This is a genomic window from Klebsiella sp. BDA134-6 (genome assembly GCF_015601345.1).
GTDB lineage: Bacteria > Pseudomonadota > Gammaproteobacteria > Enterobacterales > Enterobacteriaceae > Klebsiella > Klebsiella grimontii.
The window spans coordinates 1,744,474-1,760,263 of the sequence record NZ_CP064784.1 but is presented as its reverse complement, the minus strand read 5'-3'; the positions used below and the strand labels follow the sequence as shown (position 1 = coordinate 1,760,263).

Here is a 15,790-nt window from a genome sequence, read left to right as displayed (position 1 = left end):
CAGTGATCAATGTCACGATAACAACATATTTTTAATTTTTAATCATCTGATTTGACAAATATTAAACATTATTGTTACAACCATTACCAGATAAATGCAATAATACGCAAAAGTTATGGGGTCACTCTTTTACCTGAGAATAAGTTATGCAACAGTGAGAGAGTATTGACCGATGTAATCAGGACAGTTATTAGTGGTATATAGTTTTATAATATTCGGGCTGCTAAAACGCTGATTTGCTGTTGTTTCATCGTAGGCTGAAGACGTACCATCAAGCGCCCTTGCTCTGTACCCTGCCCTTTTCGCGACGCAGAGCGATGTGCAACATAACAAACTGGTAACGTCATCTGCTACGGGCCGAATGCAAATCCACCACCCGGCAGTCTTAAGCAATAAAGGCGCTAAGGAGACCATAAATGTCTGATGCTAAAGCAAAAATCACCCTGGGTGGTGATACTGCTATCGAACTGGATGTGCTAAAGGGCACGCTCGGTCAGGATGTTATTGATATTCGTAGTCTTGGTTCAAAAGGCGTATTTACTTTTGACCCTGGTTTCACCTCAACCGCATCCTGCGAATCTAAAATCACCTTTATCGACGGTGATGAAGGTATCCTGCTGCACCGCGGTTTTCCGATCGATCAGTTAGCAACCGACTCCAACTATCTGGAAGTATGCTACATCCTGCTGAACGGTGAGAAGCCGACTCAGGCCCAGTACGACGAATTCAAAACAATCGTTACTCGCCACACTATGATTCACGAACAGATTACCCGTCTGTTCCACGCGTTCCGCCGCGATTCACATCCGATGGCCGTTATGTGCGGTATCACCGGCGCGCTGGCCGCGTTCTATCACGATTCGCTGGATGTGAATAACCCACGCCATCGCGATATCGCCGCATTCCGCCTGCTCTCCAAGATGCCGACGATGGCGGCAATGTGTTACAAATATTCTATCGGTCAGCCTTTCGTTTATCCGCGCAACGACCTCTCCTACGCGGGTAACTTCCTGAATATGATGTTCTCCACGCCGTGTGAAAAATATGAAGTGAACCCGATTCTGGAACGCGCGATGGACCGTATCCTGATCCTGCACGCCGACCACGAACAAAACGCTTCGACCTCCACCGTGCGTACCGCCGGCTCTTCCGGCGCGAACCCGTTTGCCTGCATCGCAGCGGGCATTGCCTCCCTGTGGGGACCGGCGCACGGCGGCGCCAACGAAGCGGCGCTGAAGATGCTCGAAGAGATCAGCTCCGTTGAACACATTCCGGAATTCGTTCGTCGCGCGAAAGACAAAAACGACTCTTTCCGCCTGATGGGCTTTGGCCACCGGGTGTACAAAAACTACGACCCGCGCGCCACCGTTATGCGTGAAACCTGCCATGAAGTGCTGAAAGAGCTGGGCACCAAAGACGATCTGCTGGAAGTGGCTATGGAGCTTGAGCACATCGCGCTTAACGACCCGTACTTCATTGAGAAGAAACTTTACCCTAACGTCGATTTCTACTCCGGTATCATCCTCAAAGCGATGGGCATCCCATCCTCCATGTTTACCGTTATCTTCGCGATGGCGCGTACCGTGGGCTGGATTGCGCACTGGAACGAAATGCACAGCGACGGCATGAAAATAGCCCGTCCGCGTCAGCTGTATACCGGCTACGAAAAGCGCGATTTCAAAAACGATATCGCCCGCTAGGTCGGCTATCGCTACGACAAAAAACGCGCCTTCTGGCGCGTTTTTTTATTGCTGACATCCCGGACACCAGTAAAACGGCCGCGACGACAGCATGGTCCTCTCGATAATTCCGCCGCAGCGCTCGCAGGCCTCCCCTTCGCGATGAAAAACCTTAAAGCGAAACAGCGCGCCGTGGTGCTTATTCTCCTCCACCACACCGCGGGTGTTGTAGGACAAGCGCGGGATCTCCAGCAGCGCCTGCGCCAGCGCATCGAGCTGTTTCTCATCCAGTTCAGAGGCTTTATGCCGCCCGGTCAGCCCCACCTGCCAGAGGATCTCCACCCGCAGATAGTTGCCTAATCCGGCAAGAAACGCCTGATCCAGCAGCAGACCGGAGAACTGGCGGTTACGGAATTTCGCCGTCAGCAGCCGCGCTTTGACCTGTTCAACGCTAAGGCGCATATCAAGTACATCCGGCCCGACCCGCAGCAAAAACGGATGGCGGGCGAGCTGCTCGGGCGTCAGCATCTCAATCTCAGAGGCGCTATAGAGCAAAATCGCCTTGCGCGCGGTCTGCAGCCTAACGCGGAGAACGCGCGTCGTTTCAGGCTGCGACCCCGCGTCCACCACCCGCCAGACGCCGTAAAGTTGATTGTGGCTATACAGCGTTAGCCCGCCGGAGAAGTGGGTCAGCAGCGCCTTACCGCGAGTTTCAATGTGCGTCACTCGCTGGCCGACCAACTGAGATTGATAATGTTGTAACTGCGGAAAGGCGAACCACGCCCCGGTTAGGGGTTCGCCTTTAATCGCCGCTTCCAGGCTATCCGCCGCGCGGCGAATTTCCGGACCTTCCGGCATAATCTTATCCTTATGTTAATGCGTTGCGCCGCCGCCGACTTTCACGTCTCCGTCCTGCTGCAGGGCAACGGCGATAGCCGTTTCCAGCGCCGCACGCACCGTGTCTACCGCCATACTCGCTTCGCCAGGGTGAGCCGCAGCCTGCTCCGGCAAATACGGAATATGGATAAAGCCGCCCTTCGCGCCGCTGCCGTTACGCAGGCTATGCAGCAGGCCATACATCACGTGATTACAGACAAACGTTCCCGCCGTCTGCGATACCGACGCCGGGATACCTTTGCTCCGCAGGGCGGTCACGATCGCTTTGATCGGCAGCGTGCTAAAGTACGCCGCCGGGCCTCCGGCAACGATCGGCACATCGATCGGCTGCTGGCCTTTATTGTCCGGGATCCGCGCATCATCGACGTTGATCGCCACGCGTTCAACGGTGATATCGACGCGACCGCCCGCCTGGCCAATCGCCAGCGTTAAGACAGGTTTCAGCTCCTCCAGCGCGGCGTTCAGCGCCGTCAGGGCTTCGCCAAAGACGCACGGCAGCTGCCGCGCCACCACCGGCTGCCCGGCGATGATAGCGCCGTCCAGCCGCTTTACCACTTCCCACGAAGGGTTAACCGCTTCGCCGCCAAACGGTTCAAAACCGGTAATCAGTACGCCAGCCATGATCCCTCCTTACAGGAACATCAGGAAATAGAGCAAAAATACGTTCACGATAAGCAGCATAACGCCGGTCGGCACCTGGGCTTTGATCACCGCATTTTTATCCGGCAGCTCCAGCAGCGCGGCCGGGACGATATTGAAGTTCGCCGCCATTGGGGTCATCAGGGTCCCGCAGTAGCCTGAGAACATGCCAATTGCCGCCATCACCGCCGGGTTACCGCCGTGCTGCAGCACCAGAATCGGGATCCCGACACCCGCCGTCACGATGGGAAACGCGGCGAAAGCGTTGCCCATCACCATCGTCAGCAGCGCCATACCCAGGGTATAGACGGCCACGGCGATAAACCGGCTGTCTACCGCCAGATAGTGCTGGGTCAGCCAGGAGATGCTATTGCCGACGCCCGCGGCGGTAAACAGCAGCCCGAGCACCGCGAGGATCTGCGGCAAAATAAACGCCCAGCCCACTGAATCCAGCAGGCGACGAGCTTCCTGCAACGGCTGCGCCGCGGTTTCATGGGTCATGCGGATAGCCATCACCAGGCCGAGCAGCGTACCTGCGGTCATTGAAAACAGCGTGATCAGCGTGGCGTGATTGCCCGGACCAAAGATAGCGACCTGCAGCGAGGGGAGATTATTAAACAGCAGCACGCCGATCACCGTCACCACCGGTATCGCCAGCGCCGGGAAAAACAGCCGGTTGCCAAGACGCGCGGCGCTGGCGGTACGTTCTTCCTGCGAGCGCTGATGATAGCGGCCGAGGCGCACGCCGCCAAAACCGGCGATCAGCGCCAGTACCACCACCACCACGCCAACGCCGATATTGACGGTGCGCTTGTCGCCAACCAGCTCATAGGTCCAGTCGCCAAACAGAAACACCAGACCATACAGTCCCCAGAACAGGCCGGTTGTCAGCCTGCGCGGATTGGCCTTATCGCGCCATGACATCACTGCTACCAACAGTAGGACAACGCCCGCCAACCAGTACAGCCAGGTTTGCTGAAAATTCATGCTGCACCGCCTTTCGCCTGACCGGCGTTAACCTTGTCCAGCTCGCGCTGGAGATGACGGTCGAGGCGCCACAGGCGGGCGGAGTGGATCAGGAAGGCGCATACCGCCGTGGGTATCCCCCACAGGGCAATATGCAGCGGCTCAGTCTGAATGCCCCCCGACTCCAGCATAAAGTTATGCATAAAGATAATCGCCCCGAAGGCAACGAATATATCTTCCCCGAAGAACAGGCCAACGTTATCGGTCGCCGCCGACATCGCGCGTAGACGATAGCGGACCTCTCCAGGCAAGGCGCCAAAGTTTTTCTCCGCCGCCCCTTCCGCCATCGGCGCCAGTAGCGGGCGCACCATTTGCGGATGTCCGCCCAGGCTGGTGAGGCCCATCGCCGCGGTTACTTCACGCACGAACAGATAGACGATAAGCAAACGACCGGCAGTGGCGCTGCGGATCTTCGCGATCCACGTCTGCGCGCGCTCTTTCAGGCCGTGCCGCTCCAGCAGGCCAATCACCGCCAGCGGCAGCAGAAGAATAAACGGCAGGTTGCGGGTATTGAGAAATCCTTCGCCCAGCTTCTCCAGAATGGTCGCGATCGGCATATGCGCCGTCAGACCCGTGATGATCCCGGAGACAATAACCACCAGCACCGGGTTGAAACGCAGAACAAATCCGACCACGATCGCGGCAATACCGATCAGTGGCCAGAGAGATAATGACTCTCCCATAATTACATCCTGTATGTTGTTGTGAGTTGTTGTCTAATGTTAATTGATTGATAATATTGTTTTTATTCTTCTACTTCCGCACTGACCTGTATATTGCGTCCGGCAAACGCCGCGCGCAGACGGCGTGCAAAATCCAGCGCGTGCTCGCCGTCACCGTGTAGGCAGACGGTTTCCGCCACTACGTGCGCCCATTCGCCGGTGATACTGCGCACCCGGCTGTGCTGCACCATTTCCAGAGTTTGCGCCAACGACTGTTCTTCGCTTTCGATCAGCGCGCCAGCCTGGGTGCGCGGCACCAGGCTGCCGTCCGCCAGATAACCGCGGTCGGCGAAGACCTCCTGACGAGTTGTCAGCTGATAACGTTGCCCGGCGCGAATCAGCTCGCTGCCCGCCAGGCCAACCAGCACCAGACCCGCGTCAACGTCATATACCGCTTTGGCGATAGCGTCGGCAAGCTGCGGATCTTTTGCCGCCTGGTTATACAGCATACCGTGCGGCTTGACGTGCCGCAGCTCGCCGCCCTGCGCGCGCACCATCGCCGCCAGCGCGCCAACCTGATACAGCGTTTGCGCATAAACCGTCTCCGGCGGCAGCTGCATCGCCGTACGGCCGAAATTTTCCCGGTCGGGAAAGCTGGGGTGCGCGCCCACCGCGACGCCATATTTCAGCGCTTCGCGAACGCACTGCAGCATCATCAGCGCATCGCCCGCATGGAAACCGCAGGCGATATTGGCGGAAGAGACCAGCTGCAGCAGCGCGCTATCGTTGGCGCAGCCTTCGCCGAGATCGGCGTTTAAATCAATCTTCATCGTTAAGTCTCCATGCCAGTTGTTCAAAGTAACGTTGCCTGTCGGCGCGCGCTTTCAGCGCTTCCTCCAGGGAACAGGGAACAAAGTGGATCGGTTGTCCCAGCGGGATCTGCGCCAACTGATACATGTCGGCTTCGATGATGGTCGCAATCCGCGGATAGCCGCCGGTGGTCTGCGCGTCGTTCATCAGTACGATGGGCTGGCCGTTATGCGGAACCTGCACCACCCCGGGCAGCAGACCGTGGGACAGCATCTCGCGATCGGTCGTTCGCTTCAGCGGTTGCCCCTGCAGGCGGTAGCCCATGCGATTGCTCTGCGGGCTAAGCTGCCAAGGCGAGCGCCAGAAGGCGTCCTGCGACACGCTATCGAACTCCTGGTGCTCCGGCCCGGGCAGCGCGCGGATGCGGTTGCCGATGGGCAGCTGCTTCACGCCGCGCGGCCCGCGGAACTGCTTATCCGATTTCCCCAGCTTCAACCGGTCGCCGTCCTGTAGGCGTCGCCCTTCCAGGCCGCCAATCCCCACTTTCAGGTCAGTGCTGCGCGAACCCAGCACCTTCGGTACCGCAATTCCCCCCGCCACCGCCAGGTAGCTGCGCACGCCGTGCTGGGGATTCTTGAGCACCAGATGCTGCCCGGCCTTGACCGCCGTTCGCCAGCCCACCCATACCGGCTCGCCATCGAGCTTCGCCTCGCAGGCGGCGCCGGTCAGCGCAAACCAGCCGTTACGCTCAAACTGAATATCCACCTGGCCCAGCGTTATCTCCAGCGCCGCGGCGTTGGCGCCGTTCCCCACCAGCAGATTAGCGGTGACCAGCGCCGGCTTATCCATAGCGCCGCAGCGGCTGATGCCCAGTTGACGCAACCCTTCACGCCCACCGTCCTGCACCGAGGTATACATTCCGGCGCGGATAATTTTTAACATACGCCCTCCTTTTGCGGCACAAAACGCACCCGGTCGCCGGAACGCAGCAACACCGGCTCCTTGCGCTTCGGATCAAACAGCGCCAGCGGTGTACGCCCCAGCAACTGCCACCCACCGGGCGTCGCCAGCGGATAAATTCCGGTTTGCGCCCCGCCGATACCGACGGACCCTGCGGGCACCAGCAGGCGCGGCTCCGCCCGTCTCGGCATCGCCAGCTGCTCCGGCAGGCCGCCGAAATATGGGAAGCCCGGCTGGAAGCCGAGGAACCACACCACGTACTCCACCGACGAATGCAGCTCAACCACCTGCTTCTCGCTCAAGCCGCTATGGCGGGCAACTTCCCCCAGATCCGGTCCGTATTCGCCGCCATAAACCACCGGGACCGAAACCTGCCGCGACTCCGGTTCGAGCGTATCGCACTCCTCCCACCAGAGCTGCAGGCGTTCAATCGCATCCCACGCCGTCTGCTGCGGATTACGCAATATCACGGTAATGTTGTTCATGCCCGGGATGGCTTCCACCACCTCAGTATGGCCTACCAGACGCTGGGCTAACCGCCAGATCCGCTTCTGACTTTCCAGCGATACCGGCGGCTCAAGCTCCAGTACCACTGCCGTTTCACCTAACAAATAACAACGCGCTCGCTGCACTTTTGCCTCCGTTCATCAGGCCGGGTTCGGGATATCAATAAACGTGACGTCCAGTTCGGTATTTTCCGTTAGCCATTCGCTTAACGCGCGAATTCCGCCGCGCTCGGTAGCATGGTGCCCGGCAGCGTAAAAATGCAGCCCCTGCTCGCGCGCCGAGTGGATGGTTTGCTCTGAAACCTCACCGGTAATAAATGCGTCGACGCCAAAGCGGGCGGCGCTGTCGATAAAGCTCTGGCCGCCGCCGGTGCACCACGCCACGCGGACGACTTTGTCCGGCCCGGTGTCGCCGCACCACAGCGGTTTGCGTCCCAGCCGCGCTTCAATCCACGAAGCCAACTCCAGGCCCGATACCGCCATTGACAGTTCGCCCCACGGCACCAGCGGCTCGATTTCGCCCATCACGTTGATGCCGAGCAGCGACGCCAACTGGGCGTTATTGCCCAGTTCCGGGTGGGCATCAAGCGGCAGGTGCCAGCCGTAGAGGTTAATGTCGTTAGCCAGCAGCGTTTTGAGGCGATTGCGCTTCATGCCGCGGATCACCGGCGATTCACCTTTCCAGAAATAGCCGTGATGGACAATCACCGCATCGGCCTCCAGGCGCACAGCTTCATCCAGCAGCGCCTGGCTGGCGGTTACGCCGGTGACGATTTTTTGTATCGTCTCGCGCCCTTCCACCTGGAGCCCATTGGGGGCGTAATCACTGATGGCCGCGCTGTTCAGCTTTTCATTAATCAGTTGTTCCAGTTCACTATTTTTCATTGCCGCTCCACCAGGTCATTATTCTATGCAGAGGGATAACATAACGGTATCCGCCCGGTCAGTCGATAGTTCTGCCGCTTCGCCGTCCATTTTGACTTTTCGCGAAATCCCGCAATTTGTCTACTCCCTCCAGCGCGCATTCGTGTATATTTATGCACTATTACAGCATATTAAATAACCAGAAAGCCTATAACGCCATGAATATCACTAGTTGATAGTTATTCATGCAGAAAAATCGACTTTCTTTTTTTATGGCAGGACAAAGCATTACATGAACACACAATCCTCACAGCCGCGGGCGATTTATTACGTCGTCGCGCTGCAAATCTGGGAATACTTCAGCTTTTACGGCATGCGCGCGCTGCTGATTCTTTATCTCACCAATCAGCTCAAGTATGACGATAATCATGCTTATGCGCTGTTCAGCGCCTACTGTTCTTTAGTCTACGTTACGCCGATTCTCGGCGGCTTCCTGGCGGATAAGCTGCTGGGCAACCGCATGGCGGTGATGCTCGGCGCGCTGTTGATGGCCATCGGCCATCTGGTGCTCGGCGCGAGCGAAATCGCCCCCATCTTTCTCTACCTGTCGCTGGCGATTATTGTCTGCGGCTACGGGCTGTTTAAATCCAACGTCAGCTGCCTTCTCGGCGAACTGTATGAACCCACCGACCCGCGCCGCGACGGCGGTTTTTCGCTGATGTACGCGGCGGGCAACGTCGGGTCTATCATTGCGCCAATCGCCTGCGGCTACGTGCAGGAGGAGTACAGCTGGGCGATGGGCTTTGCGCTGGCGGCGGTAGGCATGATCGCCGGGCTGGTCATTTTCCTCAGCGGCAACCGCCATTTCCGCCATACCCGGGGCGTCAATCGCGAAGCGCTGCGGGCGCGGAGCTTTGTTTTACCAAACTGGGGCTGGCTGCTGGTGCTGCTGATCGCCGCGCCGCTGCTAATCACCGTGCTGTTCTGGCAGGAGTGGTCGGTCTATGCGCTGATTGTGGCGACAGTTATCGGTCTGGCGGTACTGACGCGGATCTACCTGCGCGCGGAGACCGCCGGGCAGCGTAAAGATCTGCGGCTGATTATGGTGCTCACCTGCTTCAGTCTACTGTTCTGGGCCTTTGCGCAGCAGGGTGGCAGCTCCATCAGCCTGTACATCGACCGTTTCGTTAATCGGCATTTTATGGGTTATGAAATACCGACCGCGATGTTCCAGTCGGTCAACGCCTTTGCGGTGATGCTCTGCGGAGTGGTGCTGGCGTGGCTGGTGAAAGAGAATATCAACGGCAACCGTACCGTACGTATCTGGGGCAAATTCGCGCTGGGCCTCGGCCTGATGAGCGCCGGGTTCTGCATCCTGACCCTCAGCGCCCGCTGGTCAGCCGCCTATGGCCACTCCTCGATGCCGCTGATGGTATTAGGTCTGGCGGTGATGGGCTTTGCCGAACTATTTATCGACCCGGTAGCGATGTCGCAAATCACCCGCATTCAGATCCCCGGCGTGACCGGCGTGCTGACCGGCATTTATATGCTGCTCTCCGGCGCTATCGCCAACTATCTGGCGGGGGTGATTGCCGACCAGACCTCGCAGGGGTCGTTCGACGCCGCCGGGGCCATCAACTACTCGATTAACGCCTACATTGAGGTGTTCAGCCAGATAACCTGGGGCGCGCTAGCCTGCGTCGGCCTGGTGCTGGCGATCTGGCTGTATCACTCCGTTAAGATCAGGGCTCGTCGCCTGGCGATGGAGTCTTAAGTTCTCTGGCGGCCTCCCAGGCCGCCAGCGTCTCCAGCCGCGCCTGCTTGTGGTCAACAATCGGGCGCGGATAATCCAGCCTTACGCCCTGCTTTTCCGCCCACAGCCACGGTTGATGCACCGCTTTCTCTGGCACTCCGGCCAGCTCCGGCAGCCAGTGACGAATAAACCGCCCCGCTTTATCGAAGCGTTCTCCCTGGGTCGTCGGGTTAAAAATACGAAAATAGGGCGCGGCATCGGTACCCGTGGATGCCGCCCACTGCCAGCCGCCGTTATTCGCCGCCAGATCGCCATCAATAAGCTGTTCGATAAAGTAGCGCTCGCCCAGCCGCCAGTCGATACGCAGATCTTTAACCAGGAAGCTGGCGACAATCATCCTCAGGCGGTTATGCATCCAGCCGGTCGCATTGAGCTGACGCATCGCGGCGTCAACAATCGGGAAGCCGGTCTGTCCGCGCTGCCAGGCCTGAAACGCGGATTTATCATCCAACCACGCCACGTTATCGGTCCAGTCGATAAAAGGGCGACCTTTACACAAGTTTGGGTAGTAAACCATCAGATGACGGTAAAACTCGCGCCAGATAAGCTCGTTGAGCCATACCGCCCCGGCTTCGCCATCCAGCGCCCGCGCCTGCTCAACCAGCAAACGGTGCAGACACTGGCGCGGCGAGAGCGCGCCCACCGCCAGGCATGGCGACAGCCGGCTGGTTCCTTCGACGGCGGGAAGATCGCGCTGCTGTTCATAATCGGCCGCTTTTTGCTGGCAAAAACCGCGGAGCCGGGCGATAGCGCTTTTTTCATCCGCGGCGAACAGCTCGCCGTCGAAGGGCGTCTGCGGATAGTCTATTTTCACATCAGACACGGCAGCGATGGGGCCACACGCGCGAGCTTTCGGCGCGGCGACGCACTCGGGCAGCGCTTCCTGTAAACGGCGAAGAAAGGCATTTTTAAACGGCGTAAACACCTTATACATTTCGCGATTGCCGGTCAGTACGCTGCCTGGCGGCAGTAGGACGCTGTCATCAAAACCCTGACAAGTCACTCCGGTCAGGGTTTTTTCCACCGCGGCATCGCGCTGGCGTTCGTTAATTTCGTACTGATAGTTGTAAAACAGATGTGTGACCTGCTGCTGTCCGCAGAAGCTGGCGAGCAGTTTTACGCTGGCGGCAAAATCTTCCGCCTGTTCAACGTGCAGCGGGATCCCCTTTTCCGCCAGCGCCGCTTGCAGGCTGTGAAGATGGCTAACGATAAATGCCGCCTGGCGCGCCGCCATACCGTGCTGGCGCCATTGCCCTGGCGTGGCGATAAACAACCCCAGCACCCTTGCATGGGGGTCGCGGCAGGCGGCAGCGAGCGCCAGATTATCGTGCATGCGCAAATCCGCGCGAAACCAGACCAGATGGGTGGCCATAACATTCCTTTCATCATTAAAATGGATATATACGACGTCTAAACAGCTATCCCCCCGGCTTAGCCTGCGGGAGGTTAATAAGTGTAAGCCACTCCGGGCAAAAAAAAACCGCCGGATAAACCGGCGGCGTGATTGATAACAAAATTCTTAGGCGCAGCGCCTGCGCTTCAGCAGGCTTAGCCGTTCGGCCATCTGCAAAGGTTAATAAAAATCTGCGGAGGCCTTTTCCGCCTGCGCCATCCATACCGGCTGTTCGCTGGTTTTTGCCCACACACGGTGCAGCCAGCTGTAAAAACGCGCGCGGTCTTTCCAGAACAGCATTACCGGCAGCGCCAGCACGCCAGCCGTCACGGCGAAAGCGCGACGCGCAAAGATGATATGAGCAGGATAAGTTTTGTACAACGCCATAATTTCTCTCCCCTTTGTCAGGCCGGCAAGCAAAGCCGGAAAAGTTACAATGTTTCTCTGCTTAAAATAGTACCGCTTTGGCTGTAATTTTACTACTCATCCGACCACTAAAAAGCACCTATTTAGCCTTTATTTACATTCATCCGGTAACTCAGTTACAAAAAAGTTAAATTAATACTAACCATTAGTTAAATTGTGGGCTTGGTATTTTTATATTTTTTTTACACCCCCGTCGCTGATTTTTGCGAAATCTTTGCGCCCGACTGCCTATTCTCCTCGTAAATCGAAAATACACCCGGAGGTGGATTGTGACTGCAGGCGTAATCGCTGGCGTAGCGCTGGTGTTCCTGTTGCTGGTTTATCTGGTTTATGCCCTGACACACGCGGAGGCATTCTGATGGCCGCTCAAGGATTTTTGCTCATCGCGAGCTTTATTCTGCTATTGATGATCCTGGCTCGTCCGCTGGGCACGGCGCTGGCGACGATGATCAATGATGTCCCGCTACCGGGCCTGGCCGGTATCGAACGCGGTTTATGGCGGGCGGCGGGCATTCGTTCGCAGGAGATGAACTGGTATCAATACTTATTCGCTATCCTGCTGTTTAACGCGCTGGGTCTGGCGGCGCTGTTCGCGCTGCTGATGTTCCAGGGTTCGCTGCCGCTTAACCCGCAGCATCTGCCCGGTCTGTCATGGGATCTGGCGCTGAATACGGCAGTGAGCTTTGTCAGCAACACCAACTGGCAGGCCTATGCCGGTGAAGCCACCATGAGTAGCCTTAGCCAGATGGCCGGGCTGGCGGTGCAAAACTTCCTCTCCGCCGCCACCGGCATCGCGGTGATCTTTGCCCTCACCCGCGCTTACGCCCGGCAGAAGGTCAGCACCCTGGGTAACGCCTGGGTCGATCTGACCCGCATTACTCTCTGGCTGCTGCTGCCCATTTCGCTGCTGATTGCGCTGTTCTTTATTCAGCAGGGCGTACCGCAGAGTTTTGCGCCTAATCAGGGATTTACCTCCCTTGAAGGCGTACGCCAGATGCTGCCGATGGGGCCGGTGGCCTCGCAGGAAGCGATAAAAATGCTGGGGACCAACGGCGGCGGTTTCTTCAACGCCAACTCGGCGCATCCGTTTGAAAACCCCACCGCGCTGACCAACCTGGTCCAGATGCTGGCGATCTTTCTCATCCCGGCGGCGCTGTGCTTCGCCTTCGGCGAGGTGGTGGGCGACCGCCGTCAGGGACGCGCGATTCTGTGGGCGATGGCGCTGATCTTCATCGTCTGCGTGGCGGTAGTGATGTGGGCGGAGACGCGCGGTAACCCGCATCTGCTGAGCCTTGGCGCCGATAGCAGCCTGAATATGGAAGGCAAAGAGAGCCGGTTCGGCATTCTCGCCAGCAGCCTGTTCGCCGTGGTCACCACCGCCGCGTCCTGCGGCGCGGTCAACGCCATGCATGACTCCTTTACCGCCCTGGGCGGGATGGTGCCGATGTGGCTGATGCAGATAGGTGAAGTGGTCTTCGGCGGCGTGGGCTCTGGCCTGTACGGCATGCTGCTGTTCGTCATGCTGGCGGTCTTCATCGCCGGTCTGATGATTGGCCGCACCCCGGAATACCTCGGCAAAAAGATCGACGTCCGCGAAATGAAAATGATCGCGCTGGCGATCCTCGTAACCCCGACGCTGGTGCTGCTCGGCACGGCGCTGGCAATGATGACCGAGGCCGGGCGCGCGGGTATGTTCAACCCCGGACCGCACGGCTTTAGCGAAGTGCTGTACGCCGTCACCTCCGCTGCCAACAACAACGGCAGCGCCTTTGGCGGCCTGAGCGCGGCGACGCCGTTCTGGAACCTGCTGCTGGCGTTCTGCATGCTGGTTGGCCGCTTCGCGGTCATTGTCCCGGTGATGGCCATTGCCGGTTCGCTGGTGACCAAGAAAATACAGCCCGCCGGCAGCGGTACGCTCGCCACCCACGACGCGCTGTTTATCGGCCTGCTAATTGGCACCGTACTGCTGGTGGGCGCCCTGACCTTTATTCCCGCGCTGGCACTCGGCCCGCTGGCGGAACACTTTTCCTTACTTTAAGCGATTGCGGAGCAACCTGTTATGAGTCGCAAATCATTAGCCCTGCTGGAGCCGACGCTGGTGCGCCAGGCGCTGCTGGACGCCGTGAAAAAACTGAGTCCTGCCGTACAGTGGCGTAACCCGGTGATGTTTATCGTCTGGATCGGCAGCCTGCTGACCACCCTGCTCGCTATCGCCATGGCGAGCGGGCATATCGCCGGCAGCGCCGGTTTTACCGCCGCCATTAGTCTCTGGCTGTGGTTCACCGTCCTGTTCGCCAATTTCGCCGAAGCGATGGCCGAAGGCCGCAGTAAAGCGCAGGCCAACAGCCTGAAGGGGGTCAAAAAGACCGCCTTTGCCCGTAAGCTGCGCGCGCCGCAGCACGATGCGCAAATTGACCACGTGCCCGCTGAAGATCTGCGTAAAGGCGACGTGGTGCTGGTCGAAGCCGGAGATATTATTCCCTGCGACGGCGAAGTTATCGAAGGCGGCGCATCGGTGGATGAAAGCGCCATTACCGGCGAATCCGCGCCGGTTATCCGTGAGTCCGGGGGCGACTTCGCCTCGGTGACCGGCGGGACGCGTATCCTCTCCGACTGGCTGGTGATCCGCTGCAGCGTCAATCCCGGCGAAACCTTCCTTGACCGGATGATCGCCATGGTTGAAGGCGCCCAGCGCCGCAAGACGCCGAATGAAATCGCCCTGACGATCCTGCTTATCGCCCTGACCCTGGTGTTCCTGCTGGCCACCGCCACCATCTGGCCCTTCTCCGCCTGGAGCGGTAACGCGGTCAGCGTGACGGTACTGGTGGCGCTGCTGGTGTGCCTGATCCCCACCACTATCGGCGGTCTGCTGTCGGCGATCGGCGTCGCCGGGATGAGCCGCATGCTCGGCGCGAACGTGATTGCCACCAGCGGACGCGCGGTTGAAGCGGCGGGCGATGTCGACGTTCTGCTGCTGGATAAAACCGGCACCATTACTCTCGGCAACCGCCAGGCTTCAGCGTTCCTGCCCGCGCAGGGCGTGGAAGAGAAAACCCTTGCCGACGCCGCCCAGCTGTCGTCGCTGGCCGATGAAACGCCGGAAGGCCGCAGCATCGTGGTGCTGGCAAAACAGCGCTTTAATCTGCGCGAGCGCGATCTGCAATCGCTGCACGCCACCTTCGTGCCATTTACCGCCCAGACCCGGATGAGCGGGATTAACATTGACCAGCGAATGATCCGCAAAGGTTCTGTGGATGCCATTCGCCGCCACGTTGAGGCTAACGGCGGCCACTTCCCGGCCGATGTCGATAAACAGGTTGAAGAGGTGGCGCGTCTTGGCGCCACGCCGCTGGTGGTCGCCGAAGGCGAGCGGGTGCTGGGGATTATTTCGCTAAAAGATATCGTCAAAGGCGGCATCAAAGAGCGTTTTGCCCAGCTGCGTAAAATGGGGATTAAAACGGTGATGATCACCGGCGATAACCGCCTGACCGCCGCCGCTATCGCCGCGGAAGCGGGCGTGGACGACTTTCTCGCCGAAGCGACGCCGGAGGCCAAGCTGGCGCTGATCCGCCAGTATCAATCGGAAGGACGGCTGGTAGCGATGACCGGCGACGGTACCAACGATGCCCCGGCGCTGGCGCAGGCCGACGTCGCGGTCGCGATGAACTCCGGTACCCAGGCGGCGAAAGAGGCGGGTAATATGGTGGATCTGGACTCCAACCCCACCAAACTGATCGAGGTCGTGCATATCGGTAAACAAATGCTGATGACCCGCGGTTCATTAACCACCTTCAGTATCGCCAACGACGTGGCGAAGTACTTTGCCATTATTCCGGCCGCCTTTGCCGCGGTCTATCCGCCGCTCGCGATGCTTAACGTGATGCATCTGCATTCGCCTTCTTCGGCGATCCTGAGCGCGGTGATTTTTAATGCGCTGATCATCATCTTCCTGATCCCGCTGGCGCTGAAGGGGGTGAGCTATAAGCCGCTGACGGCTTCGGCGATGCTGCGCCGCAACCTGTGGGTCTATGGCCTGGGCGGACTGCTGGTGCCGTTTATCGGTATCAAAGCGATCGACCTGTTACTGACCCTGACCGGGCTGATGTGAGGAAAAA

At 58.7% G+C, this 15,790-nt stretch carries 15 protein-coding genes; 5 read left to right on the top strand and 10 right to left on the bottom strand.

All coding sequences use genetic code 11. The annotated features are described in order from the left end of the window. Positions 1–416: 416 nt before the first annotated feature. Positions 417–1,700 (top strand): citrate synthase, encoded by a 1,284-nt coding sequence (gene gltA / locus IYV58_RS08035; RefSeq protein ID WP_004100276.1) that lies wholly within the window; start codon positions 417–419, stop codon positions 1,698–1,700. A 45-nt stretch (positions 1,701–1,745) separates the two neighbouring features. On the opposite strand, the gene nei is transcribed toward gltA, so the two are convergent. From nei to ybgI, 8 genes are all read right to left on the bottom strand, one after another. Beyond that, entirely contained in the window at positions 1,746–2,537 is a 792-nt protein-coding gene (gene nei, locus IYV58_RS08030; protein WP_049114984.1) for an endonuclease VIII, read from the bottom strand. A gap of 15 nt (positions 2,538–2,552) precedes the next feature. Next, positions 2,553–3,197 carry a pyroglutamyl-peptidase I gene (pcp, locus tag IYV58_RS08025; protein ID WP_004130519.1) on the bottom strand — a complete coding sequence of 215 codons (645 nt, stop codon included), beginning with the start codon at positions 3,195–3,197 and terminating at the stop codon, positions 2,553–2,555. Positions 3,198–3,206: 9 nt separating this feature from the next. Further along, positions 3,207–4,202, bottom strand: coding sequence for a DUF979 domain-containing protein (locus IYV58_RS08020; RefSeq protein ID WP_004130517.1), 996 nt, complete (start codon positions 4,200–4,202; stop codon positions 3,207–3,209). Further along, the gene (locus IYV58_RS08015) at positions 4,199–4,924 is read right to left on the bottom strand and encodes a DUF969 domain-containing protein (protein ID WP_004130515.1); all 726 of its coding nucleotides are present in this window, start codon (positions 4,922–4,924) and stop codon (positions 4,199–4,201) included. The genes IYV58_RS08020 and IYV58_RS08015 overlap by 4 nt, the downstream gene beginning before the upstream one ends. Positions 4,925–4,986: 62 nt before the next feature. Next, the gene (gene pxpA, locus IYV58_RS08010; protein WP_004130514.1) at positions 4,987–5,733 is read right to left on the bottom strand and encodes a 5-oxoprolinase subunit PxpA; all 747 of its coding nucleotides are present in this window, start codon (positions 5,731–5,733) and stop codon (positions 4,987–4,989) included. Continuing rightward, complete coding sequence (pxpC, locus tag IYV58_RS08005) at positions 5,723–6,655, bottom strand: 5-oxoprolinase subunit PxpC (RefSeq protein ID WP_195729520.1); 933 nt, start codon at positions 6,653–6,655, stop codon at positions 5,723–5,725. The genes pxpA and pxpC overlap by 11 nt, the downstream gene beginning before the upstream one ends. Beyond that, positions 6,649–7,305: a 5-oxoprolinase subunit PxpB gene (pxpB, locus tag IYV58_RS08000; RefSeq protein WP_004130512.1), complete on the bottom strand. Its 657-nt coding sequence runs from the start codon at positions 7,303–7,305 to the stop codon at positions 6,649–6,651. The genes pxpC and pxpB overlap by 7 nt, the downstream gene beginning before the upstream one ends. A gap of 15 nt (positions 7,306–7,320) precedes the next feature. Then, on the bottom strand, positions 7,321–8,064 hold the full coding sequence (ybgI, locus tag IYV58_RS07995) for a radiation resistance protein YbgI (RefSeq protein ID WP_004130511.1): 744 nt from the start codon (positions 8,062–8,064) through the stop codon (positions 7,321–7,323). Positions 8,065–8,335: 271 nt separating this feature from the next. Between ybgI and dtpD the strand changes: the two genes are divergently transcribed. After that, positions 8,336–9,817, top strand: coding sequence for a dipeptide permease DtpD (gene dtpD / locus IYV58_RS07990; protein ID WP_049115030.1), 1,482 nt, complete (start codon positions 8,336–8,338; stop codon positions 9,815–9,817). Here the strand turns inward: dtpD and phrB are convergent. Together phrB and IYV58_RS07980 are read right to left on the bottom strand one after the other, a co-directional pair. After that, positions 9,786–11,228: a deoxyribodipyrimidine photo-lyase gene (phrB, locus tag IYV58_RS07985; RefSeq protein WP_049115031.1), complete on the bottom strand. Its 1,443-nt coding sequence runs from the start codon at positions 11,226–11,228 to the stop codon at positions 9,786–9,788. The genes dtpD and phrB overlap by 32 nt on opposite strands. A 201-nt stretch (positions 11,229–11,429) precedes the next feature. Beyond that, positions 11,430–11,639 (bottom strand): YbfA family protein, encoded by a 210-nt coding sequence (locus IYV58_RS07980; RefSeq protein WP_162626030.1) that lies wholly within the window; start codon positions 11,637–11,639, stop codon positions 11,430–11,432. A 305-nt stretch (positions 11,640–11,944) separates the two neighbouring features. Here IYV58_RS07980 and kdpF point away from each other — a divergent pair, with 305 nt between their 5' ends. The 3 genes from kdpF to kdpB are packed head-to-tail and all read left to right on the top strand — an operon-like array spanning position 11,945 to position 15,783. Next, positions 11,945–12,034, top strand: a complete 90-nt coding sequence (gene kdpF, locus IYV58_RS07975; RefSeq protein WP_077252547.1) for a K(+)-transporting ATPase subunit F — start codon at positions 11,945–11,947, stop codon at positions 12,032–12,034. Then, positions 12,034–13,713: a potassium-transporting ATPase subunit KdpA gene (kdpA, locus tag IYV58_RS07970; protein WP_004130507.1), complete on the top strand. Its 1,680-nt coding sequence runs from the start codon at positions 12,034–12,036 to the stop codon at positions 13,711–13,713. The genes kdpF and kdpA overlap by 1 nt, the downstream gene beginning before the upstream one ends. Before the next feature lie 21 nt (positions 13,714–13,734). Then, positions 13,735–15,783: a potassium-transporting ATPase subunit KdpB gene (kdpB, locus tag IYV58_RS07965; protein ID WP_004130506.1), complete on the top strand. Its 2,049-nt coding sequence runs from the start codon at positions 13,735–13,737 to the stop codon at positions 15,781–15,783. The last annotated feature ends 7 nt before the right edge of the window (positions 15,784–15,790 follow it).

Coding starts and splice junctions, on each gene's coding strand:
- gltA (WP_004100276.1), top strand. CDS start 417: ATGTCTGATGCTAAAGCAAAAATCACCCTGGGTGGTGATACTGCTATC.
- nei (WP_049114984.1), bottom strand. CDS start 2,537: ATGCCGGAAGGTCCGGAAATTCGCCGCGCGGCGGATAGCCTGGAAGCG.
- pcp (WP_004130519.1), bottom strand. CDS start 3,197: ATGGCTGGCGTACTGATTACCGGTTTTGAACCGTTTGGCGGCGAAGCG.
- IYV58_RS08020 (WP_004130517.1), bottom strand. CDS start 4,202: ATGAATTTTCAGCAAACCTGGCTGTACTGGTTGGCGGGCGTTGTCCTA.
- IYV58_RS08015 (WP_004130515.1), bottom strand. CDS start 4,924: ATGGGAGAGTCATTATCTCTCTGGCCACTGATCGGTATTGCCGCGATC.
- pxpA (WP_004130514.1), bottom strand. CDS start 5,733: ATGAAGATTGATTTAAACGCCGATCTCGGCGAAGGCTGCGCCAACGAT.
- pxpC (WP_195729520.1), bottom strand. CDS start 6,655: ATGTTAAAAATTATCCGCGCCGGAATGTATACCTCGGTGCAGGACGGT.
- ybgI (WP_004130511.1), bottom strand. CDS start 8,064: ATGAAAAATAGTGAACTGGAACAACTGATTAATGAAAAGCTGAACAGC.
- dtpD (WP_049115030.1), top strand. CDS start 8,336: ATGAACACACAATCCTCACAGCCGCGGGCGATTTATTACGTCGTCGCG.
- phrB (WP_049115031.1), bottom strand. CDS start 11,228: ATGGCCACCCATCTGGTCTGGTTTCGCGCGGATTTGCGCATGCACGAT.
- kdpA (WP_004130507.1), top strand. CDS start 12,034: ATGGCCGCTCAAGGATTTTTGCTCATCGCGAGCTTTATTCTGCTATTG.
- kdpB (WP_004130506.1), top strand. CDS start 13,735: ATGAGTCGCAAATCATTAGCCCTGCTGGAGCCGACGCTGGTGCGCCAG.